Origin of the sequence: Trueperella bonasi (assembly GCF_030811535.1) — a bacterium.
GTDB classification, from domain to species: domain Bacteria; phylum Actinomycetota; class Actinomycetes; order Actinomycetales; family Actinomycetaceae; genus Trueperella; species Trueperella bonasi.
Genome location: NZ_JAUSQX010000001.1, coordinates 175,487 through 196,826, shown reverse-complemented (window position 1 = coordinate 196,826; position 21,340 = coordinate 175,487). Strand labels below are relative to the sequence as shown.

Genomic DNA, 21,340 nt, shown 5'->3' with positions numbered 1-21,340 from the left:
ACACCATGAGTAAGCGTCTAGAGTTACTTCCCGCAGTCGACGTCGTCGACGGGAAAGCTGTTCGCCTCAACCAGGGCGAGGCAGGAACCGAGCAGGTATATGGAGACCCGGAGCGGGCCGTGGCGGAATTCGTCGAACAGGGCGCCGAATGGATTCACCTCGTCGACCTTGACGCAGCTTTTGGGCGTGGATCTAACTACGATCTGCTGGCCGCAATCATTAAAAATCAGGGCGGAGTGAAGATCGAACTTTCGGGCGGTATCCGCGACAGTGAATCCTTGGAGCGCGCTATTAGCGCCGGTGCCACGCGCGTCAACCTGGGCACGGCCGCCTTAGAAGATCCGGAATGGACCCGCTTTGCAATCAGAGAATACGGCGAGAAAGTGGCCGTTGGTTTGGACGTGCGCGGCGAAACCCTTTCGGCTCGCGGTTGGACCAAGGACGGCGGCAATCTGTGGGAAACACTCGATCGGCTTAACGACGACGGGTGCAGACGATACGTGGTCACCGATGTGAAAACCGATGGCATGCTAACCGGCCCCAACCTCGAGCTGATGCGTAAGGTGTGCGAGCGTACCGATCGCCCGATCGTTGCTTCCGGTGGCGTGTCCAAGCTGGAGGATATCGCTGCTCTTCGAACGTTAACGGACATCGGTGTGGAGGGCGCGATCGTTGGTAAGGCGCTTTACGCCGGTAAATTTACGCTACCGCAGGCCTTGGAGATTGCCGACGGCGATGCGCGATAGGCGTTTCGCGCCCAATCCTTATGCACACGACGACGGCGCGATCAGCATCGAGCTCGCCCGGGCCTTTGAGCAGCCAGAAAGCTTACGGACAGGCGCGATAGTTAAAGCCCTCGGGCGCGTTCTCGTGCCAGTCCTTCCGCACGCCCACCCAGGGCGAGAAGCTGATGGCTCAGTGGCGGTCCATGTTGCGCCTGAGCGTGATCCCTTGGCGTGTGGCGGAGAGGATCTTGTCACTGTGGAATTTCCGGGTGGGCGCAAAGCACTACCGATCTTCTCCAGCGTCGATTCGTTGCGGGCCTGGAACGCGAGCGCCAGACCGGTTCCCGTTGACGTGAAGCGGGTAGCAGTTGCTGCGCTTCGTCACGGTGATGGTGTTCTTACCTTGGACGAAGGTTCGCCCGCCATGACGTGGCTGGGAAGGTCTGCGACGGTGGCACTTGCCTCGGGCGCAGGATGGACTCCGCCGTGGCGAGACCGAGAAATCATCGATCGAATGGCGAATGCGATTGACGGAGGTTTTCCCGAACTGGAGAGAGTGAAAATCGAGCCCGGGCCGCACGGAAGAGCTGTTGTTGAGCTGCACTTGGACGCCCATGCAACCAGACAGGCCGTCATGGATATCGTCCACACCGTGTCCGCTATGATGGCTACCGACGCCTATATCAAGGCGCGTCTCGACGTCGTCGAAATCAGACCCGTACACCGTTCGCTGGATACCAAAACGTAAAACGTGTGCCGATACACGTGATTCCACATAGAATCAAGCGCGGTGTAGTGGTAAAGTCTTCTTTCGACCACAACCGGCAGATGCCGGGATGCAAGCGGAGAAATCCCACCTTGTGTTTCCTTATAGGGGACCGGGTTAAAGAGTGAAGACGGCTAGAGTCCGTGTATCCTCTGGACCTCCGTGCGCATTGCACGTCGAAGGATGAAGAGGAGCCGATATCAACGAGCCAAGAGTCAACGATCGAATTACCGTTTCCGAGGTACGTCTAGTCGGGCCTAGCGGTGAGCAGGTCGGTGTTGTGCGTGTTAAAGACGCCCTGCGTCTTGCCGAGGAAGCTAATCTCGATCTTGTCGAGGTGGCGCCCAACGCGAATCCACCGGTTGCAAAGCTGATGGATTACGGCAAATACAAGTACGAAGCCGCTCAAAAGGCGCGTGAAGCGCGCCGCAACCAGGCCAATGCGCAACTCAAGGAAATTCGCATCAGCCTGAAAATTGAGAAGCACGACTACGAGACCAAGGTGAACAACGCCAAGAAGTTCCTTGACCACGGAGACAAGGTTAAGATCCAGCTCCGCTTCAAAGGCCGAGAACAGCTCCGGCCCGAGATGGGTGTTCGGCTTATGGAACGGATCGCGAACGACACGGCAGAAAATTCCACAGTGGAATCAGCGCCGCGCGTCGATGGAAGAAACATGGTGATGGTCCTCGCGCCAATTCGGCGAAAGGCACAGACGAAGTCGGATCAGCGGCGTCGCCGCGAAGCTGAGCACGAACGCCGCAAGGCCGAAGAAGCCGAAACAGCATCTGAGACGAAGTAAATTTTGCTCCTTCGGAGCGTAAAAGCCGCGTTTGCGGCTAGGAACAGAGGGAAAATCAATGGCAAAGATGAAAACCCATTCGGGTGCCAAGAAACGCTTCCGTGTGACCGGAAGCGGCAAGCTCATGCGCCAGCAGGCAGGCAAGCGCCACCTGCTCGAACACAAGTCTTCACGTCGGACCCGCCGCCTGTCGTCAGATCAGCCTGTCGCCAAGGCCGATGTCAAGCCCGTCAAGCGCATGCTTGGCCTGTAGTAGGAGGTTCATAAGATGGCTCGCGTAAAGAATGCCGTTAACTCGCGCAAGAAGCGCAATACCACTCTCGATCGTGCCAAGGGTTACCGCGGCCAGCGCTCACGTTTGTACCGTAAGGCCAAAGAGCAGGTTACACACTCTTTCGTCTACAACTACCGTGATCGCAAGGTCCGCAAGAACGAGTTCCGGAAGTTGTGGATCCAGCGTATTAACGCGGCAGCTCGCCAGAACGGCATGGTCTACTCGCGTTTTATGCAGGGTCTCAAGCTAGCCGGCGTCGAAGTCGATCGTCGCATGCTCGCTGAGCTCGCCGTCAACGATCCGGCCGCATTCGCGGCCCTCGTTGAGACCGCGAAGAATGCCCTTCCCGAGGACATCAACGCGCCCGCCGCTTAGCGCGCAAGGTTAAACCGCAAGTGGGCGGAGGACTCCAAAGCTAGTCCTCCGCCCACTTTGCTACATCTGCAAGCTGGTAGAGTGGGGCCGTTCTAGCATCCCAACAAGCTGGCTCCAAGCCTGGATAGGAAATCGTATGGTTGACATCATCGAACCCGCTATAACAACCACGGATATCGCCGGGCTCGTCGTGATTACGCCAAAACAGGTTACCGATGAACGGGGAACCATCCGTGAACTCGTACGCCGATCGTGGCTGAAAGAGCACGGTATTGTCTTCGAGTTCGAGCAGGCGAATAACACGCTCACACACAGAGGCGGGCTCCGCGGGCTACATGCCGAAGCAATGACGAAGCTCGTCACCGTGGTTACCGGTGGGGCTTTCGGTGCATATGTAGATATTCGCCAAGGGTCGACGACGTACGGGCAGGTTGTCACGGTCGATATCACGCCTGGCGTCATGGTTCTGGTGCCCCAGGGAGTGTGCAATGGGTTTCAGGCGCTGGAAAATAACACCGAATACCTGTATTTCTTCGACCGCGAATGGCGGCCGGGCATGCCGGGTTCGGCATTGGCGCCACTAGACCCCGAACTGGGAATCAACTGGCCGGTCCCAGTGGATACGAATAACCGTGCAATGATCTCAGAGAAAGATTTGAACGCGCCCCGGCTTTCAGAGCTCACCTTAGATCAAGAGCTGTAGGAACTAGACAGTGCCACGCAAATACGTAACAGAGCGCACGGGCCAAATTGCGAAAGTTGAAGGGCTGCACGAGCGGCGCAATCGAGAGCGCTACGGGCAGGCACTCATTGAGGGGCCGCAAACCGTTCGCGAACTTTTGCGATGTCGGCCCAGGGCCATTCGCGACATTTACGTCACCTGCGAAGGTTTAATACAACATCCTGATCTTGAGGCGCTTGTTCAACAGCTCGATCCATACACGCATGTTGTTGAACCGGAAATATTTTCGGGGTTGAGTACGGATGCTCAAGGCTGGCTAGCTGTTATTGACAAACCAGCTGAGCCGAGCATCACGGACTTCTTTTCTACCGGTCCGCGCCTTGTGGTGTGCCTTGTCGAATCGGCTGACCCCGGAAATCTTGGCACTGTTATTCGGACAGCGGATGCCGCCGGCGCGGATGGCGTATTGATCGGCGCGGGAAGCGTGGAGCTCTTTAATCCCAAGGTAATCCGGGCTTCCGTAGGCTCCGTGTTCCACCTGCCAATTTTGACTGGAATAGATCCTGCACAAACCGCTGATCTGGCACGTGATAGGGGCTGTCAAATTCTGCTGGCGGATGGCGGTGCAGACCTCGATCTTTTTGAATTGGCACACGGAGCGCCGTCGGGGCACGCGCCTGACCTATCCGCGCGAACAATGTGGCTCGTGGGCAATGAAGCGCGCGGCTTCACCGCTAGGCAACAAGCTCTTGCCGACCATGCGATCAGTATCCCGATGTGGGGGCAAGCTGAGTCTTTGAACGCCGCAGTGGCGACAAGCCTGTGCATTTACACGAGTGCGAACGCGCAACGCGCCAGCCGTTAAGCTAACGCCATGGGTATTCCACAAGCATTGGGAGCCGCTGCGGCAGGTGTTGCTAGCGCAACCCTTGTACACCAAACGGGAACTGCGCGAAGGCAAAATTCTCCGTTTCGAAGATATTGGGAACGGCATCTGATTGCCACGGTCAGGGAGCTTGATCTTCGCTCCCGCAACGGAGATCAGCTACCACTGATCTATGTAGCGTTGGGTGATTCGGCGGCGCAGGGCCTCGGCGCAAAAATGATCGTCGAAGGTTACGTTCCAATCGTTGCCAAAGCGCTAGCCGACGTGACGGGCAGGGACGTGGCTCTGCTCAATCTATCCCTTTCTGGCGGTACAGTGCAGTCTGTTCTTGGAACACAGATCTCCCAGCTTTCGGGCCTGCGAATTGCAGGAGAGCCGATCGTACCCGACGTCGTGACGCTCGATATCGGCAGTAACGACGTTGGCCAAACGTGGGTAAGTGCCGACTCCTTCGAACGCGACTATCGGTCAATCGCGCAGCTCTTACCATCTGGCAGCTTCGTGTTGAATATACCCTCCTTTGGAATTCTCCCAGCCGAAGCGCGGGCAGCGGCATTTTCGCAGATCATCGAATCACAGGTGCGAGCGCACGGACATCACCTCGTCGATATCCGCACAACCTCGAAGAACATGCCACTATCCACCTACATGTTCAAATATCACGCCGCAGATATGTTCCACCCCAATTCCCGCTGGTACGAGGTTTGGGCGCAAAAATTCGTAGACAAGATATCCGCGGTTCACAATTGTGAACCGATTGAGGTTGCACACCTTGATCCGTGGTCCGGGCCGATCAGCCACGAATACTTGAATGGTTGATCGACCGCACACTGGATGTAAATCGCCCCGCGCCTCACAGTTGATTAGACTATGACCGGGACTTGGCAGGCAAGAGCCTTGCCGGGCAATGGAAAGGTAAACATGACTCTCAATCCACTCGACGAGGCTGGGATTGCTCAAGCAGTTGAAAACGCAAAAGCGGCATTTTCAGCAGCGGCAAGCCTCGATGAACTGAAAAAGGTTCGCCTCGCACACAGTGGCGATAATGCACCGATCACGCATGCCAATATGCAAATCCGCAACCTCGACAAGGCGGACAAGCCGAGTGCAGGCAAACTTCTTGGGAGAGCACGCAAAGAAATCCAAGCGGCGCTTGCCCAAGCAACCCAGCGGCTGGAGGCCGAAGATCAGGCTCGCGTGCTTCGGGAAGAACGCGTTGACGTCACTGTTCCCACGCGCCGTAATCCGCGAGGTGCACGCCATCCGCTTCCGGTGCTGATGGAAGATATTTCGGATGTTTTCATGGCGATGGGCTGGACGGTTGCAGAGGGTCCCGAGCTTGAACATGAGTGGTTTAATTTCGATTCGTTAAATTTCGGGCCTGACCATCCGGCACGCCAAATGCAAGATACCTTCTATGTCGACGGCGTGGAGCGGGTCGGCGCGGAAAAGATCGAACGCATTGCCGATACCACCGGCCTGGTACTTCGTACCCACACGTCTCCCGTACAATCGCGCGTTATGCTCGACAACGAGCCGCCGATCTACATTGTGTGCCCAGGTAAAGTCTTCCGTACCGACGCGCTCGATGCTACGCACACGCCGGTCTTTCACCAGATCGAAGGACTGGCAGTCGATAAGGGCCTCACGATGGAACACTTGAAGGGCTCGCTGGATCACTTCGCGAAATCTATGTTTGGCCCCGAAGCTAAGACGCGCCTACGCCCGTCGTTCTTCCCCTTCACCGAACCCTCCGCCGAAATGGACCTGTGGTTCCCGCAAAAGAAGGGCGGCGCCGGGTGGATCGAATGGGGTGGCTGCGGCATGGTTAATCCGGCAGTGCTCGAAAACAACGGCATTGACCCTGATGAGTACACCGGGTTTGCCTTCGGAATGGGAATCGAACGCACGCTCATGCTACGTAACTCAATCGATGACATGCGCGATATGGTCGAAGGCGATGTTCGATTCTCCACTCAGTTCGGTAGCACGGGAAGGGGCGCATAATGCCAAGGATTCCAATTGATTGGCTCGCTGACCACGTCGCGGTGCCCGCAGACTTAACTGCAGAACAACTCGCAGCGGACTTGGTCAAGGTTGGCCTCGAAGAGGAAGAAATTCACCGATCTGGAGTGTCAGGCCCAATCGTCGTGGGCAAGATTTTGTCCACTGTCAAGGAAGAGCAGTCGAACGGCAAGACGATCAACTATTCCCGCGTCGACGTCGGCGCTCACAACGATGCGCCCGGCGAGGGTAAAGAAAGCGCTGATATCGCCTCGCGGGGGATCGTTTGTGGCGCGCACAATTACGAGGTTGGCGATTACGTCGTCGTGTCGCTACCTGGCGCGATTCTTCCCGGTGATTTTCAGATTTCGGCACGCAAAACGTACGGCCACGTGTCCGATGGCATGATTTGTTCCGAGCGCGAGCTTGGGCTTGGCGATGACCACTCGGGAATTATCGTGCTAGCTCGTTCCGGCGAAGAGGCGGCAAAGAAGGGTCTGCCCGAGGTCGGTGAAGACATTTTGGACTACCTCGGACTTGCCGGGGAAATCCTCGAAATTAACGTCACGCCCGATCGCGGTTACTGTTTCGCGATGCGTGGTGTCGCGCGTGAATATTCGCACTCAACCGGTGCCGAGTTCATTGACCGCGGCCTTGAAGAAAACCTGCCAGCCGGCGTGCCCGAAGTGAACGGTAAGGGTGTCCCCGTGAAGGTTGCTGATTCGGCACCGATCCACGGTGTGCCCGGTTGCGACCGCTTCGTCACTCGAATCGTTCGTGACGTTGACCCGCATGCGCCAAGTCCGAAGTGGATGCAAGAACGCCTGACTGCAGCTGGCATGCGGCCAATCTCGCTTGCCGTTGATGCGACTAATTACGTCATGTTGGATTTGGGCCAGCCTTTGCACGCTTACGATCTCGATAAGCTTGTTGCACCGATCGTGGTGCGCCGGGCCCGCGACGGCGAAACGTTGATCACGCTCGATGAACAGGAACGTCAACTCAGCGGGGATGATCTTGTGATCTCCGATTCTGAAGGTGGCGAGGGAGCTCGTGTGATCGGGCTTGCAGGTACCATGGGTGGATTTGATACGGAAATCACCGATGAGACGACGAACGTCATGATCGAGGCCGCGCATTTCGATCAGGTTTCCGTTGCCAGAATGGCACGCAAGCATCGGTTGCCATCGGAGGCTTCTAAACGCTTTGAACGCGGAGTCGATCCGAATGTGGCGCCCGTAGCCGCGCAACGGGTTGTCGACCTCCTCGTCGAATACGGCGGCGGAACTGCTGACGAGGCGAACTTCGACTACAACGAAACCCGGGCGCCGTCGTCGATTATTTTCGACGTCAGCGAGGTGGAAAGGCTCACCGGCCTCGCTCTCAGCCCCGGGGAAATCACCGAGATACTCGAGAAAATTGGCTGCCAAGTGGGGGACGGTAACCAAGCGCACCTTCTGGCCCTAACGCCCCCTACGTGGCGCCCTGACCTTACTGGTCCGGCACATTACGTAGAGGAAATCGCTCGGCTGGTCGGTTATGACGAGATCGATTCGAGCTTGCCTAGCGCTCCTGCTGGGGAGGGATTGACGGCGGCTCAGCGCAATCGCCGAGATATCGGCCGTGCACTATCGGAACAGGGGTGGACCGAAGTGCTTTCCTATCCGTTTATTTCTGCCGAAACATTCAACAAGCAGGGAATTTCTGACGACGATGACCGCCGGATCACGATTCGCTTGGCCAATCCGTTACAGGACGATGCGCCCTATATGCGAACCTCGCTCCTTGATTCACTATTAGAAACCGCGCGCATGAATGTTGCTCGTGGGAACCCGAGCGTGGCGATTTTTGAGGCGGGCCTTGTAACTCGCCCGAGCGGCGCTCAAGCCGGTCAAACTCCAGGAGTTGGGCGGCGTCCAAACGATGAAGAGCTCTCGTCCATGTTGCGTTCGATTCCGGCTCAGCCACACCATGTTGCTGGGGTCGCAATTCCTACGGCTACCCAAAGCGTTGCAGGATTTGCCGCGCAAATGTGGGACTGGCGTGACGCGATTGAAGCGGTGAAGACGGCTGGGCGCACGATCGATCTCGACTTAGCCGTCAAGAATGCGGAGCGTGCCCCATTCCATCCGGGCCGGTGCGCAGCGGTGACCCTGGGGAAGAAAATCATCGGCTATGCCGGAGAGCTCGATCCGCGGGTATGCAAAGCGTTCGAGCTTCCTGCTCGGTCAATCGCGTTCGAATTCGACGTCGATCGTTTAGTCGAGGCCCGCGGAGCGGATCCAATTTCGATCCATCCGGTGTTGACCACGCCTGCCGCCAAGGAAGACATTGCGCTTGTCGTCGATGAGACGACGACAGCCGCCGCGGTTGCCAACGTTATCAAGGATTCAGCCGGCGCCCTGCTAGAAGACGTGCATCTTTTCGACGTTTACGAAGGTGACCAGATACCCCAGGGTAAGAAATCGCTCGCGTTTGCACTGCGTTTCCGCTCCGATCATACGCTGAACGCCGAGGAGATGACGTCCGTTCGAAATAGGGTGATCAAAGCTGCAGCTAAGGCATTCGGTGCGGAGCTTCGGGCGTAATCTCTGTGTTGGCGCGCAAATGCCAGATATGGTGGACGCATGTACAACATGGATCAAGGTAAAAATTTCGAACAGCAAACGCAGACTCCGCAAGGAACCGCTTCATGGAAGGGTCAGCTCGATAAATATGCCAATGGCAACCCCTCTGATTGGGTAACCGGAGCGGTTTTCGGCGGAACATATCAGCGCGAGGGGATTGAGCTTCGCGATCGGCAAATCCTGAATATGGCGGCATTGGCTGCGATGGGCGGGGTTGAGCCACAGCTGACCGGGCATATTCGTACGGCCTACGATCACGCCGGCATGTCCGCAGAAGAGATCGCCGAATGCTTCGTGCACCTGATGCCTTATATCGGGGTACCAAAAACGCTCGCAGCAATGCGGTGTTTGGACGCCGCCCTTGGTGACGAAAAATAGCAAAAAGTGTGCCGGCACGAAGTGATCTTCGTGCCGGCCTCTTTTTATGGCCTGATACCGTTATTTCATAGTGCCAAAAAAGGACTCGAACGGCATGTCAAGTGGAGCGTCATGCTCGATGATCTGGTAAAGGTAACGGCACAGTGGGAAGTCCTCGGGTTCGATAACTCCGCGCTTCGTTAAGGGCTCCAGCGCCCCGCCGATAACGCGAATGGCGTTCACACCCTCGAGAGTGACTCCTTTCATGAGTGAATCGCGAACCTCGGAAAACGGGATTCCTTCACCCACATAGGTGCCGGCGCGAACATTTCTGCCCCCAGCGGAGGTGACGTACATGTCGCCAACGCCGGCTAGGCCGTCTGCCGTCTCGGGCTTGCCGCCAAGCAAACTCATGAACTGGCGGAGTTCGGTTTGGCCTTGACCAAACACTGCCGCATTGTAGTTGTGGCGTACATAGCGGTCATCTTGCTTGTCTTCCTTGCGCAAGAGCCCTTGACCTAGGCCCGCTGCGAACGCGTAGATGTTTTTGGTCGCGGCTCCGATCTCGCAGCCGCGAAAGTCTGTGGATGTCCACACGTGATAGTAGTCGGTGCGGAAAAGATCGGCGAGGTAGTCGAGGGATTGCTGATCCTCACCCGCGAAGATAACGCAGGTGTCGTGGTGAACTGCAACCTCGCCCGCGATGGACGGGCCAACAATCGCCGACCACGTCACTGAGTTTTTAAGATCTTCATCGAAGTAGCGTTGCATAACTTCGGGTAGTAGGTAGAGGTTACCTTCGTCGTCGGCTTCCATGCCCTTGGTGATGATAAGAACCTTCATGCCGGGTTTGACGAGTTTGGCTAATTGTTCACCTGCCCAGTGAACACCAAACGAATTGACACCTGACATCGCTACGTCTGCACCTTCGAAAGCCACTTCGGCGTCTTCAAGTTGGTAAGCAACCACTTTGTCGTTGACCTTGAGGTCGAGGTCGGGATGGATACCGGTCGTCTGAATCGATTCGATGATGTCGCGGTCGAGGTGTGTTCCTACGAGGTTGACCTTGTGGCCGTTTTCGGTGAGTGGGAATGTGAGCGCGGTGGCCATGATGCCTGCGCCGAGAATTGCGATGGTTGCCATTACTTCTCCTTTGATGTGATCTCGATAATTTCTTTGGCTGTTGGGGTGTCAACGATCAGAATGTCAGCAAGGCGGGCGCGGGCTGCTGCGATGAGAGCCGCCGCCTTTGAAGGCTCTCCAGCCACCGCCACTTTATGCTTGGCTTTGACTAACTCGTCGAGGGGGAGTGCGATGGTGCGGCGTTCAAGATCCGCAGAGATCGGCTTTCCGTTTGAATCAACGAAGTGCGAGAGGATTTCACCAACCGCCCCGCTGTCACGGATTTTATCAATGCTTCGCGGTGAGAGGAACCCCGATTTAACGAGGACGGACTCTTTTGACACCGAGCCGGGCGAATAGAAGATCACATTCGCGCGTTTGACCCCGTCAAGCACGTGCGCGACCGACGGATCTGCCATCAGGTGTGGGCCGATGTCCGGATTTCCGACGAGTGCTGGCGCGGGGAGGGTGTGCGCGGTTCCGTTTCCTTTGTGCGCGATTGCGGAAACTGAGGAAGATACTTCGTTATCTCCGGCGTGTGTGGGGCCTCCATTAGCTTGATAAACGACGACGCCGTCTGCCCAGCCTTCGTCGAGCGCGCCGGCCATTGCGGTCATCGTGCGGCCCCAGGACACGCCGAGCGTTCTAGGGGCGAGGTTGACGAGGTGTTTGGCGGCCGCTCGGGCTGCTACGGCTACACCGTCAGTGTTGTTTCCGGGCAGAACTATAGCTTGGACGTCGAGTTCTTTGGCAATTTGGCGCTCAAGGTGGTGAGTCTTTGTGCGCGGGTGGTTGATTGTGATCGTGACGAGTCCGGTCTGGCGAGCCTCGTCAATGAGGCGGCCGACTGTCCAACGCGTGTAGCCAAGTTTCGTTCCGATTGCCTGCTGTGTGAGACCTTCCATGTAGTACAGGTAGGCGGCCTCAAACATGAGTTCTTCTCGGGAGGAGCCTATCGATCCTGTCGTCATGACATCATTATCATCCCTGCACTCACTTCTGTGTGCCAAAGGCTCTAAATCTGCTCATAAGTGCACGGCTGTCGTGGCTACATTCACTATGAGCAAGTCTTCAGAATCATGCATAACCATGTATAGTTATGCGCATGTCCATTACTGTAGGAATCGCAGGTGCCACTGGTTATGCAGGTGGAGAAGCGATTCGAGTTCTTCTAGCCCATCCAGAAGCGAAAATTAAGACGCTGGCTGCGCATTCTTCGCGCGGGGCTTTCGGCGATCACCAACCACATTTGCGGCCGCTAGCTGATGTTCAGTTGCAACCGCTGTGCGCAGAAGTTCTCGCTGATCACGATGTCGTCATCCTAGGGTTGCCGCACGGTGCCTCGGCCGCGATGACTGCCGAAATCGAAAAGCTTAACCCTCAGGCACTCATTGTGGATCTTGGTGCTGACCACCGGCTTGAAGACGCCCGAGCCTGGGAGGAATTCTACGGTTCGCAGGCCTGCGAACCTTGGACTTATGGAATGCCTGAACTCATCCGTCAACACGGCCCCTCGCAACGCGAACGTTTGGCCGAAACCAAGCGGATCGCAGCGCCGGGATGCAACGCCTCAGCTGTGACCTTCGCAGCCCAGCCCGCCGTCGCAGCCGGCCTTGCAACAGGCGAAGACATCGTCGCGATACTCGCTGTAGGCTATTCGGGGGCGGGAAAGAGCCCCAAAACGCATCTGTTGGCATCAGAAGCGATCGAGTCATCCGCTCCCTACGCGGTGGGTGGCACCCATCGGCACATACCCGAAATCGGGCAAAACCTGAGAGCGGCAGGCGCCAGCAATGTCTCACTGTCATTTACGCCTACACTTGTGCCGATGTCCCGTGGAATTTTGGCTACCGTTTCGATCCCGGTAAACGAAGGTACATCAGCCGATGATGTCCTCGATGCCTACCAAAAAGCGCTGGAAAATGAGCCATTCGTGGCGTGGTCTGAATCGTGGCCAACCACGGGAATAACCGTAGGATCAAATCTTGCTCTGGTACACGCCGAACTCGATCGAGATAAGCGCCGAATCACTGCAATTTGTGCTTTAGATAACCTAGTCAAAGGCACTGCAGGCGCAGCGACCCAATCAATCAACCTTGCACTCGGACTCGAGGAAACGCTTGGTTTGTCGCAGGTAGGAGTGGCACCCTAATGCTATTTTCGCGCACTACGATCCCCGTCGACCTCGGCCTTGGAGTAACCGCCCCACGCGGTTTTCGAGCCTCCGGCATCGCGGCCGGCATAAAGCCCGACAGGAAGGACCTCGCCGTCGTCATCAACGACGGGCCCGACGTCGTCTCCGCTGAAGTCCTCACCCAAAACCGCGTGTTTGCTGCGCCCATCCGATGGATGAAAGAAACTGCCGGAACCGCGCGTAAAGCTGTGATCCTCAATTCTGGGGGAGCCAATGCTTCCACCGGTGAGAAAGGCTACCAAGACACCGTTAAGACTGCGCAGGTGGTGGCGGCGAAATTGGGCACCGAACTCGAATCCGTGGCGGTGTGTTCCACCGGCATGATCGGTGAGAGGCTTCCGATGGAGCGGCTAATTCCCGGCGCCGAACTTGCGATCACGAAATTGAGCGACGACGGGGGAGCAGATGCGGCTCATGCCATCATGACCACCGATACTCGAGCAAAACAAGCGGGAATCGCCGGCGAATACACCATCGGGTCGATGGCTAAAGGCGCCGGAATGCTGGCGCCCGGCATGGCGACCATGCTTTGCGTCGTCACCACGGACGCGGTTTTAACCGAGGCAGAGGCCCGGCACGCACTCGAGCTTGCAACCACATATTCCTTCAACCGAATCGATTCCGACGGGGCCATGTCGACAAACGACACGGTCATTTTGATGGCATCTGGCGCCTCAGGCGTGACGCCAAAAGATTTCCCACGAGACCTCACGGCTGTCATGCAGTCACTTGCTCGCCAACTTATTGGCGACGCCGAAGGGGCATCTCACGATGTGCTCATCCGGGTGCTAGGTGCCAGCTCAGAAAATGCGGGACTCGCTGTTGCGCGCGCCGTATCACGGTCGAATCTTTTGAAGGCAGCCATCTTTGGCAACGACCCGAATTGGGGGCGCGTCATCGCTCAGGCAGGCACCGTTCCCGCTGAGGTTGCTCCGTTTGACCCAGACAAGATCGACGTATGGTTCAACGGCATTCACGTGTGCCGAGCGGGCGGAGTTGGCGAAGATCGTTCCCGCGTCGACCTCGCCGCAAATCGTGATGTAACCATCGAAATTGACCTGCACGCGGGTACGGAGATCGTTGAACTATGGACCAATGACCTCACCCATGACTACGTCCACGAGAATTCGGCCTATTCATCATGAAAACTATTCTTCAGCGGCTCCAAGGAGCGCAGACCAAAGCAGAAACTCTAATCGAGGCGTTGCCGTGGATCCGAGAATTCACAGGTAAGCGCGTGGTCATCAAGTACGGAGGCAATGCGATGATCAACGATGAATTAAAGCGTGCTTTCGCGAAAGATATCATCTTTATGCGCTCCGTTGGTTTGCACCCGATCGTCGTCCACGGTGGCGGCCCACAGATCAACACGATGTTAAATCGAGTGGGAATCAACTCAGAATTCCGTGGCGGCCTGCGAGTAACAGACAAAGAAACCATGAACGTCGTACGTATGGTTCTTACCGGTCAGGTTCAACGCGAGCTCGTTGCGCTACTCAATCTCGATGGCCCCTACGCCATGGGAATCTCAGGGGAAGACGCCGGCCTGCTCACCGCACGGCGGCGCAAAGCAACAATCGAAGGCAAAAAGGTTGACATCGGCCATGTTGGTGACATCCTGAACGTCAACACCGATTCGTTGAACCAAATGCTTTCCGCCGGAATGATCCCAGTGGTCTCAACCGTCGCGGTTGACTGCGATGCTCCAGAAGAAGTGCTCAACGTGAACGCGGACACCGCAGCCGGGGCGATCGCTGTCGCCGCAGGTGCGCACAAGCTCATCATGCTCACCGACGTTGAAGGCCTCTATCTGGACTGGCCAGATAAATCTTCGCTCGTCTCAGAAATCCATCCCGAAGATCTTGGCGCTATATTGACGACACTCGATGCCGGTATGAAACCGAAAATGGAAGCCGCACTCTACGCGGTTAACAACGGGGTACCCAAAGCACACGTCATCGACGGGCGAATGGCCCACTCCATGCTGCTCGAAATCTTCACCAATGCTGGAATCGGCACACAGGTGACCCGCACAGCCGATCGGCAACCACACCGCTCGGATAGCGATAAGGTCTCGGGAACAGAAAAAGGGGAAACGAAATGAACTATTCAGACCTCTACCGCCAAACAATGATGAATGCCTTTGGCGAACCCCAACTCGTTATCGAACGTGGTGAAGGCGTATACCTGTGGGATACCGACGGCAAGAAATACCTAGACCTACTGGCTGGGATCGCCGTCAATTCACTAGGATACGGGCACCCCGCGATAGTGAAAACACTGACGGAGCAGGCAAAGAAGGTAACTCACACGTCGAACTTTTTTGCCACAGTGCCACAACTCAAACTTGCCGGAAAGCTACAAGACGCCCTATCAACCGAAGGGTATGTTGGCGCTTCAGCGCGCGTATTTTTCTGCAACTCCGGAACTGAAGCAAACGAGGCGGCTCTGAAAATTGCCAGGATGCACAAACCGGGCGGAAAAATTATTGCGCTCAAAGAAGGCTTTCATGGGCGCACCCTCGGCGCGCTCTCAATAACCCATAAGCCGGCGATCCGCGAACCATTTGAACCCCTGCCATCGAACGTACTTTTCATCGAGCCCACCATCGAGGCTCTCGATGCGGCAACCGAGGCCGACGTCGCCGCAATCTTCGTAGAACCAATCCAAGGCGAAGCCGGCGTACGGCCCGTTTCCGAAGACTTCCTGCGACGCGCACGCGGCTTGGCTGATCGGTACAACGCATTGCTCGTTATCGACGAGGTGCAAACAGGAATGGGCCGAACCGGCCGCTGGTTCGCGCACTCCGACGTCGTTAAAGCGGATCTGATCTGCCTGGCAAAAGGGCTAGGCGGTGGAGTGCCGATCGGCGCAGTGATCGGCATTGAAAAAGGCGGGCGCGTCATGAGCCCAGGAACCCACGGAACAACCTTTGGCGGCAACCCACTCGCAACCGCCGCCGCGGGCGCCGTAATTGAAGAAGTTAGTGAACTTCTCGAACACGTGAGCGCAACCGGTCAGTGGTTGCGCAGCGAACTCGAACTCATCGGTTACGAAACTAGGGGATCCGGCTTGCTCATCGGCGTCGCCGTCAAAGATGCTGGCAATCTTCAGAGCGAGTTACTGCGCCGCGGCTTCATCGTCAACGCACCCAATCCACAAACGTTAAGATTGACACCGCCACTGATCATCACGCGCGAAGAGTTACAACCCTTTATTGATGTGATGGGGCAGTTAACATGAGTACGATATCAACCCGTGCCGCGCGCCTTTCGCGCATCGCAACAATCGTTGAATCGCGCGTAGTAACGTCTCAAGATGAGCTTAGGCAAATCCTTGCGGACGAAGGCATTGCCGTCACGCAAGCGACTCTGTCGAGGGATCTTGACGAATTACAGGCACGAAAAGTACCGAGCGCCGATGGCAAACGCGCCTATTGGATTCCTGCTCCAGGGATCGGCGGAGAACGCGAAACTGGAGCGGACGCGAATTTGAATAGGTGGGCGCGCGAGGTTATGGTCTCAGCTCAAGCCGCACAAAACCAGCTTGTGTTACGAACACCGCCAGGAGCTGCGCAATTATTAGCATCCGCACTCGACCGGGCGCTACTTCGCGGAGTGCTCGGATGCATTGCGGGAGATGACACCGTACTAGTTATTACCGAGAACAATGAGCGGGCCAAAGATTTGTTGAACGACCTGATCAACATCGCTCAAGCCCAACCCTCAAACAACTAAAATAAAGGAAGAATCATGGCAAAAGATCGCGTAGTACTCGCATATTCGGGAGGCCTAGATACCTCCGTGGCAATCGGCTGGATTGGGGAGCAAACCGGTGCGGAAGTTGTCACTGTTGCCGTCGATGTTGGCCAGGGCGGCGAAGATTTGGAAGTCATCCGGCAGCGCGCACTGGACTGCGGTGCGGTTGAATCATACGTTGCCGATGCACGTGATGAATTCGCCGAGGAATACTGCATGCTCGATCTGCAAGCCAACGGCCTGTACATGGATGCATACCCGCTGGTTTCCGCGTTATCACGCCCCGTGATCGTTAAGCATCTTGTGACGGCAGCCCGCCAATTTGGCGGATCGGTAGTGGCACACGGGTGTACCGGTAAGGGCAACGATCAGGTGCGTTTTGAAAACGGTATTACCGCACTGGGCCCGGATTTGAAGTGTCTATCACCCGTTCGTGATCTGGCACTGACGCGAGAATTTGCGATCTCGTACGCGGAAAAGCACGATTTGCCGATTGAAACCACCAAATCCAATCCATTTTCGATCGACCAAAACGTGTGGGGCCGCGCCATCGAAACCGGTTATTTGGAAGATCTGTGGAATGCTCCGACGAAGGACGTCTATTCATACACTGATGACCCCGCCTATCCTCCGCTACCGGATGAGGTCCACATCGTGTTCGACAAGGGTATTCCTGTAAAAATCGACGGCAAGGATGTCACCCCGCTCCAGGCCATCGAAGAAATGAATCGCCGCGCTGGTGCGCAAGGAATTGGCCGGATCGACATCGTTGAAGACCGTATGGTGGGCATCAAATCGCGCGAAATTTATGAGGCTCCGGGGGCGATGGCTTTGATGGCCGCGCACAAGGAACTCGAGCGCGTCACCATGGATCGTGAGCAGGCGCGCTTCAAGCAACGCGTATCGCTTCGGTGGTCCGAGCTGGTTTATGAAGGGCAGTGGTTCTCGCCGCTCAAGCGTTCACTTGATGCTTTCATCCTCGACACCCAGGAATACGTGTCGGGAGAAATCCGGATGACCTTACATGGTGGCCGTGCAGAGGTGACCGGTCGGCGTTCCGATACCTCGCTCTACGATTTCAACCTTGCCACCTACGATGCAGGCGACACCTTCGACCAGTCGCATGCTCGCGGCTTTATTGAGCTAACGGGCCTGACCTCGAAGCTTGCCGCCGCGCGTGACATGAAGTTCGGCAAGGGAGAGGCTATGCCAAAGCTGAATCTTTCACAGGGTGACTAGGCGCTTGGCTACTTGCATGACTGTGTGAGGGCCATTTGTTGGGAAAAATCGGGAACTCGGCCGTTTTGGTGGCGCTGAGCTCGAAACTCCCAACAAATGGCTGCCCGCCTGCAAAAGCCTATAAAAGATTGCCGCGCAGATCCCTTCCGAGCCTCCGGTAAGCGACCGGCATTAATACAGCGGACCAAGCGAGGCCAAAGATTCCGATTGCTACCGTGGCCCACAGGCCCGCTCGCAGATCGATGAGCGTGGTCATGCCAGAAATTACGAACGGGCCGGCTGCCGTTCCAATGGCAACAATCGACTGCCAAAGTCCTAAGAACCGTGCGCGATTTTTCGAGGGTGAAAGGTCAGCTCCGGCAGTCATCACAATTCCTGCGCCAAAACCATTACCGAAACCAAGTATGGCAGCCCCGATCACGAAGCCTGCCGAAGTAGTAAAAACAATCATGATCGCTATTCCAAGCGGCATAAAAATGAGAGATGGCAGGAGCGCCCAGTGGCGACCACGCCGATCCATCACCGATCCAGAAACAACGAACATTACCGTGTCAAAAAGCGCCGTCACCGCGAAAGTAGCGGTGACGAATGTTAGATCGTAGCCCTGAAATGTGCCCCACAGCGGCACGATCACGTTCCGGTTCGCGCGCAGCACATTCAAGCAGTTCAGTCCGATCCCCAAAATAAATGTTGATAGTTTCGAACGCTGTTCAACCTCGCTAGAGCGTCCAGACACTTGTGCTGGAGAACTTTTTCCGCGCTGATCTTGGCGGAGCTTCTGTGGTGTAAAAGCGTATGCATCCTGCTTTTGCCCCGTGTTTTGTGGGTCTGGTAAAACGTAAGCAACGATGAGGCCCAGCGCTAGCGCGATCAGTACCAGGTTAAAAATGAACACCGAACACAGCGCCCACACCGCAAGAAGCGCAGTGGCGAAGAGCGGCCCCACCAGCTGGCCAATCCGGAGCATTCCGCCGAGTGTGGCTAACCCACGTGCTCGCCACGTAGCTGGCACCGCCTCAGCCACGTAGGCCTGCCGGGCAAGAGACCACGTATTCGCGCCGACGGACAGGGCGATGATCGATAGCACGAAGACAACTTGAGCCGCAGATGTGCCCGGGAATTTTAGCGTCCACAAAAAACCGGCCATCGATCCACCAGCGATGAATGAGCCAGTAATTAGGGCGGCGCGATCACCAATTTTGGAGATGATCCAGCCGAGTATCGGGGATACAAGGATGGCAATAAATCCGAAGGTGCCAACTGCTGCGGATGATCCTGCCTCATCGAATCCGATGCTGAGAGCCGCGATCGCGAGTACGGGCACTACGGCCCCTGCACCGGATGCGAAAATTAGCGAAGGTAAGTAAATGGGCAGAATTAACCGCGTGACCGGATTGCGGTCAAGAAGTTTAGTTATCAAATTAATCTTCGCTCAACGTTGCAACCATTACTGCCTTGATTGTGTGCATGCGGTTCTCGGCTTGGTCAAACACAACCGATTGGGCGGAGCTGAAAACTTCGTCAGTCACTTCAAGGGCGTCCATGCCAGTTGCGTCATAAACTTCTCGGCCCACCGATGTGTTCAGATCGTGGAAGGCTGGCAGGCAGTGCATAAAGATCGCCTCGGTATTTCCCGTGGCAGCCATGAGTTCGGCATTGACTTGATAGGGTCGCAGAGCATCAACCCGTTCGTTCCACACGTCTTTTGATTCACCCATAGATACCCAGACATCCGTTGAGATCACATCGGCCCCCGCTACCGCAGAAAGCTCGTCGGTGATCGTGATGCGCGCACCAGTTTCTTGTGCGAACTTTTCTGCAATCGCCCGCGCTTGATTGTCAGGCTGATAAGCCTGTGGTGCGACGATCCGTACATCCATGCCGAGCATTGCCGATGAAACCAGGAGGGAACGGCCCGTATTGAACCGAGCATCACCCACGTAAACGTGTACGACGTCGGCAAACGGCTTGTTCACATGCTCCTTAATTGTCAGGGCGTCCGCAAGCATTTGGGTAGGATGCCAGTCATCCGTGAGCCCGTTATACACCGGAACTCCTGCCCACCTGGCCAGCGTTTCCACGCCCGCCTGTGAAGTGCCGCGGAACTGGATCGCATCGTAGAAGCGCCCGAGTACGGCCGCAGTGTCGGCATAGGACTCCTTGTGGCCGATTTGCGACGTCGTTCCGTCAAGCATCGTCACATTGGCTCCCTGATGATACGCGGCAACCTCGAAAGCCGTTCGGGTGCGGGTAGATGTCTTTTCGAAGATCAGAGCAATAGTTTTGCCGTCGAGGTACTTCACTTCGTTGCCAGCTTGACGTTCACGCTTTAAACGCGCAGCCAGTTCAATGAGGAATTCCCACTCACCGGGGGTAAAGTCAGCCTCTTTTAGCAAAGAGCGTCCGTACAGTTTACGCATAAGAAGATTTCTCCAAGCGGTCGTTAGTTAAATCGTGGCAGGCGTTGAATCAGCATTGCCATCTGGGTAACCGTCGGGATTTGCCGATTGCCAGCGCCAGGTGTCGGCGCACATATCTTCGATTGTGAGTTTGGTGCTCCAGCCAAGCTCTTCACGCGCAAGAGTCGGTTCGGCATACACCTCTGCGCGATCTCCGGCCCGCCGGGGTGCCACTTCCTTTGGCAGCTCGAATCCGCAAGCTTTCTCAAAAGCGCTAACGAGCTCGAAAACGGAGGTTCCCGTGCCGGTTCCCAAATTCCAGATCTTGACATTCCAGTTTTTATCCGCCAGCTTTTCAAGCGCAGTTACGTGTGCTTTCGCTAGATCAGTCACGTGTAGATAGTCACGAACTGCAGATCCGTCTGGAGTGGGGTAATCGTCACCGAAAATCAGCAACTTTTCCTGCCTGCCAGCCGCGACCTTGGCAACCGCAGGCATGAGATTATTCGGCCTGCCCAATGGGTTTTCGCCGATGCGGCCCGATTCGTGAGCACCAACTGGGTTGAAGTATCGAAGAAGGCCAACTTTGAGCCCGTGCGCGTGTGCGATGTCGGTGAGAATGCGTTCGCCTGCCACCTTCGTATATCCGTAGGGGGATAGAGAATCGAGATACGGTTCGTTTTCTGTTAGCGGCAGGTCGGCGTCGCCATAAACCGTTGCAGACGATGAGAAAACGATGGTTTGACAGCCGGTTGCGACCATGGCTTTCGCAATTGAGAAGGTCGTGTTCAGATTGTTTTCGTAGTAATCGATCGGCTTTTCAACGGATTCGCCCACGGCCTTGTACCCGGCGAAATGAATGACCGCTGACGGCTCCTCCTTCTCGAAAATAGCTCGTGTGGTGTCCTGGTCTGTTAGATCCGCCTTGTACCACGTGAGTTGAGTTTCGGTAATTTCCTCGAGCCGGTCGATTACCTTTTCTTTCGCATTAGAAAAATTATCAACGATTATCGGTTCGTGCCCGGCTGCCACGAGTTCTACGACGGTATGGGATCCGATGTACCCGGCGCCGCCGGCAACAATTACCTTCATAAATTCTCCTTTGCGTTCTTGTGCAAAGTCTACATGCG

Annotated in this window: 22 protein-coding genes; 17 read left to right on the top strand and 5 right to left on the bottom strand. The window is 56.2% G+C overall.

Features of this window, described 5'->3' with window-relative positions:
- Positions 1-5 precede the first annotated feature (5 nt).
- From priA to J2S70_RS00850, 11 genes are all read left to right on the top strand, one after another.
- Positions 6-746 (top strand): bifunctional 1-(5-phosphoribosyl)-5-((5-phosphoribosylamino)methylideneamino)imidazole-4-carboxamide isomerase/phosphoribosylanthranilate isomerase PriA, encoded by a 741-nt coding sequence (gene priA / locus J2S70_RS00900; protein ID WP_307681870.1) that lies wholly within the window; start codon positions 6-8, stop codon positions 744-746.
- Positions 736-1,473 carry an SseB family protein gene (locus J2S70_RS00895; RefSeq protein ID WP_307681868.1) on the top strand — a complete coding sequence of 246 codons (738 nt, stop codon included), beginning with the start codon at positions 736-738 and terminating at the stop codon, positions 1,471-1,473. The genes priA and J2S70_RS00895 overlap by 11 nt, the downstream gene beginning before the upstream one ends.
- Before the next feature lie 217 nt (positions 1,474-1,690).
- Entirely contained in the window at positions 1,691-2,293 is a 603-nt protein-coding gene (gene infC / locus J2S70_RS00890; RefSeq protein WP_307683345.1) for a translation initiation factor IF-3, read from the top strand.
- Between the two features lie 58 nt (positions 2,294-2,351).
- Entirely contained in the window at positions 2,352-2,546 is a 195-nt protein-coding gene (gene rpmI, locus J2S70_RS00885) for a 50S ribosomal protein L35 (protein ID WP_307681867.1), read from the top strand.
- Between the two features lie 15 nt (positions 2,547-2,561).
- Entirely contained in the window at positions 2,562-2,942 is a 381-nt protein-coding gene (rplT, locus tag J2S70_RS00880; protein ID WP_307681866.1) for a 50S ribosomal protein L20, read from the top strand.
- A 136-nt stretch (positions 2,943-3,078) separates the two neighbouring features.
- Complete coding sequence (locus J2S70_RS00875) at positions 3,079-3,645, top strand: dTDP-4-dehydrorhamnose 3,5-epimerase family protein (RefSeq protein WP_307681865.1); 567 nt, start codon at positions 3,079-3,081, stop codon at positions 3,643-3,645.
- Positions 3,646-3,655: 10 nt separating this feature from the next.
- Complete coding sequence (locus tag J2S70_RS00870; RefSeq protein WP_307681864.1) at positions 3,656-4,489, top strand: TrmH family RNA methyltransferase; 834 nt, start codon at positions 3,656-3,658, stop codon at positions 4,487-4,489.
- A 9-nt stretch (positions 4,490-4,498) separates the two neighbouring features.
- A complete protein-coding gene (locus J2S70_RS00865) occupies positions 4,499-5,329 on the top strand; it encodes an SGNH/GDSL hydrolase family protein (protein WP_307681863.1) in 831 nt (276 codons plus the stop codon).
- A gap of 102 nt (positions 5,330-5,431) precedes the next feature.
- Positions 5,432-6,517: a phenylalanine--tRNA ligase subunit alpha gene (gene pheS / locus J2S70_RS00860; protein WP_307681862.1), complete on the top strand. Its 1,086-nt coding sequence runs from the start codon at positions 5,432-5,434 to the stop codon at positions 6,515-6,517.
- The gene (pheT, locus tag J2S70_RS00855) at positions 6,517-9,102 is read left to right on the top strand and encodes a phenylalanine--tRNA ligase subunit beta (RefSeq protein ID WP_307681861.1); all 2,586 of its coding nucleotides are present in this window, start codon (positions 6,517-6,519) and stop codon (positions 9,100-9,102) included. Before pheS ends, pheT begins: the two co-directional genes overlap by 1 nt.
- A gap of 39 nt (positions 9,103-9,141) precedes the next feature.
- Complete coding sequence (locus J2S70_RS00850) at positions 9,142-9,519, top strand: carboxymuconolactone decarboxylase family protein (RefSeq protein WP_307681859.1); 378 nt, start codon at positions 9,142-9,144, stop codon at positions 9,517-9,519.
- A gap of 60 nt (positions 9,520-9,579) precedes the next feature.
- On the opposite strand, the gene J2S70_RS00845 is transcribed toward J2S70_RS00850, so the two are convergent.
- Together J2S70_RS00845 and J2S70_RS00840 are read right to left on the bottom strand one after the other, a co-directional pair.
- Entirely contained in the window at positions 9,580-10,641 is a 1,062-nt protein-coding gene (locus tag J2S70_RS00845; RefSeq protein ID WP_307681858.1) for an NAD(P)H-dependent glycerol-3-phosphate dehydrogenase, read from the bottom strand.
- Positions 10,641-11,591 (bottom strand): sugar-binding transcriptional regulator, encoded by a 951-nt coding sequence (locus J2S70_RS00840; RefSeq protein ID WP_307681857.1) that lies wholly within the window; start codon positions 11,589-11,591, stop codon positions 10,641-10,643. The genes J2S70_RS00845 and J2S70_RS00840 overlap by 1 nt, the downstream gene beginning before the upstream one ends.
- A gap of 134 nt (positions 11,592-11,725) precedes the next feature.
- Here J2S70_RS00840 and argC point away from each other — a divergent pair, with 134 nt between their 5' ends.
- From argC to J2S70_RS00810, 6 genes are read left to right on the top strand one after another with little or no spacing between them, the layout of a single operon-like run.
- Positions 11,726-12,772: an N-acetyl-gamma-glutamyl-phosphate reductase gene (argC, locus tag J2S70_RS00835; RefSeq protein ID WP_307681856.1), complete on the top strand. Its 1,047-nt coding sequence runs from the start codon at positions 11,726-11,728 to the stop codon at positions 12,770-12,772.
- Positions 12,772-13,959, top strand: coding sequence for a bifunctional glutamate N-acetyltransferase/amino-acid acetyltransferase ArgJ (gene argJ / locus J2S70_RS00830; RefSeq protein WP_307681855.1), 1,188 nt, complete (start codon positions 12,772-12,774; stop codon positions 13,957-13,959). Before argC ends, argJ begins: the two co-directional genes overlap by 1 nt.
- The gene (argB, locus tag J2S70_RS00825) at positions 13,956-14,918 is read left to right on the top strand and encodes an acetylglutamate kinase (RefSeq protein ID WP_307681854.1); all 963 of its coding nucleotides are present in this window, start codon (positions 13,956-13,958) and stop codon (positions 14,916-14,918) included. The genes argJ and argB overlap by 4 nt, the downstream gene beginning before the upstream one ends.
- Positions 14,915-16,057 (top strand): acetylornithine transaminase, encoded by a 1,143-nt coding sequence (locus J2S70_RS00820; RefSeq protein ID WP_307681853.1) that lies wholly within the window; start codon positions 14,915-14,917, stop codon positions 16,055-16,057. Before argB ends, J2S70_RS00820 begins: the two co-directional genes overlap by 4 nt.
- Positions 16,054-16,551, top strand: a complete 498-nt coding sequence (locus tag J2S70_RS00815) for an arginine repressor (protein ID WP_307681852.1) — start codon at positions 16,054-16,056, stop codon at positions 16,549-16,551. The genes J2S70_RS00820 and J2S70_RS00815 overlap by 4 nt, the downstream gene beginning before the upstream one ends.
- Before the next feature lie 15 nt (positions 16,552-16,566).
- Positions 16,567-17,811 carry an argininosuccinate synthase gene (locus J2S70_RS00810; RefSeq protein WP_307681851.1) on the top strand — a complete coding sequence of 415 codons (1,245 nt, stop codon included), beginning with the start codon at positions 16,567-16,569 and terminating at the stop codon, positions 17,809-17,811.
- 118 nt (positions 17,812-17,929) lie between these two features.
- Here J2S70_RS00810 and J2S70_RS00805 read toward each other — a convergent pair whose 3' ends face one another.
- The 3 genes from J2S70_RS00805 to galE are packed head-to-tail and all read right to left on the bottom strand — an operon-like array spanning position 17,930 to position 21,302.
- Entirely contained in the window at positions 17,930-19,231 is a 1,302-nt protein-coding gene (locus J2S70_RS00805) for an MFS transporter (protein ID WP_307681850.1), read from the bottom strand.
- Between the two features lies 1 nt (position 19,232).
- A complete protein-coding gene (gene argF, locus J2S70_RS00800; protein WP_307681849.1) occupies positions 19,233-20,231 on the bottom strand; it encodes an ornithine carbamoyltransferase in 999 nt (332 codons plus the stop codon).
- 27 nt (positions 20,232-20,258) lie between these two features.
- Positions 20,259-21,302, bottom strand: a complete 1,044-nt coding sequence (gene galE / locus J2S70_RS00795) for a UDP-glucose 4-epimerase GalE (protein ID WP_307681848.1) — start codon at positions 21,300-21,302, stop codon at positions 20,259-20,261.
- Between the last annotated feature and the right edge of the window lie 38 nt (positions 21,303-21,340).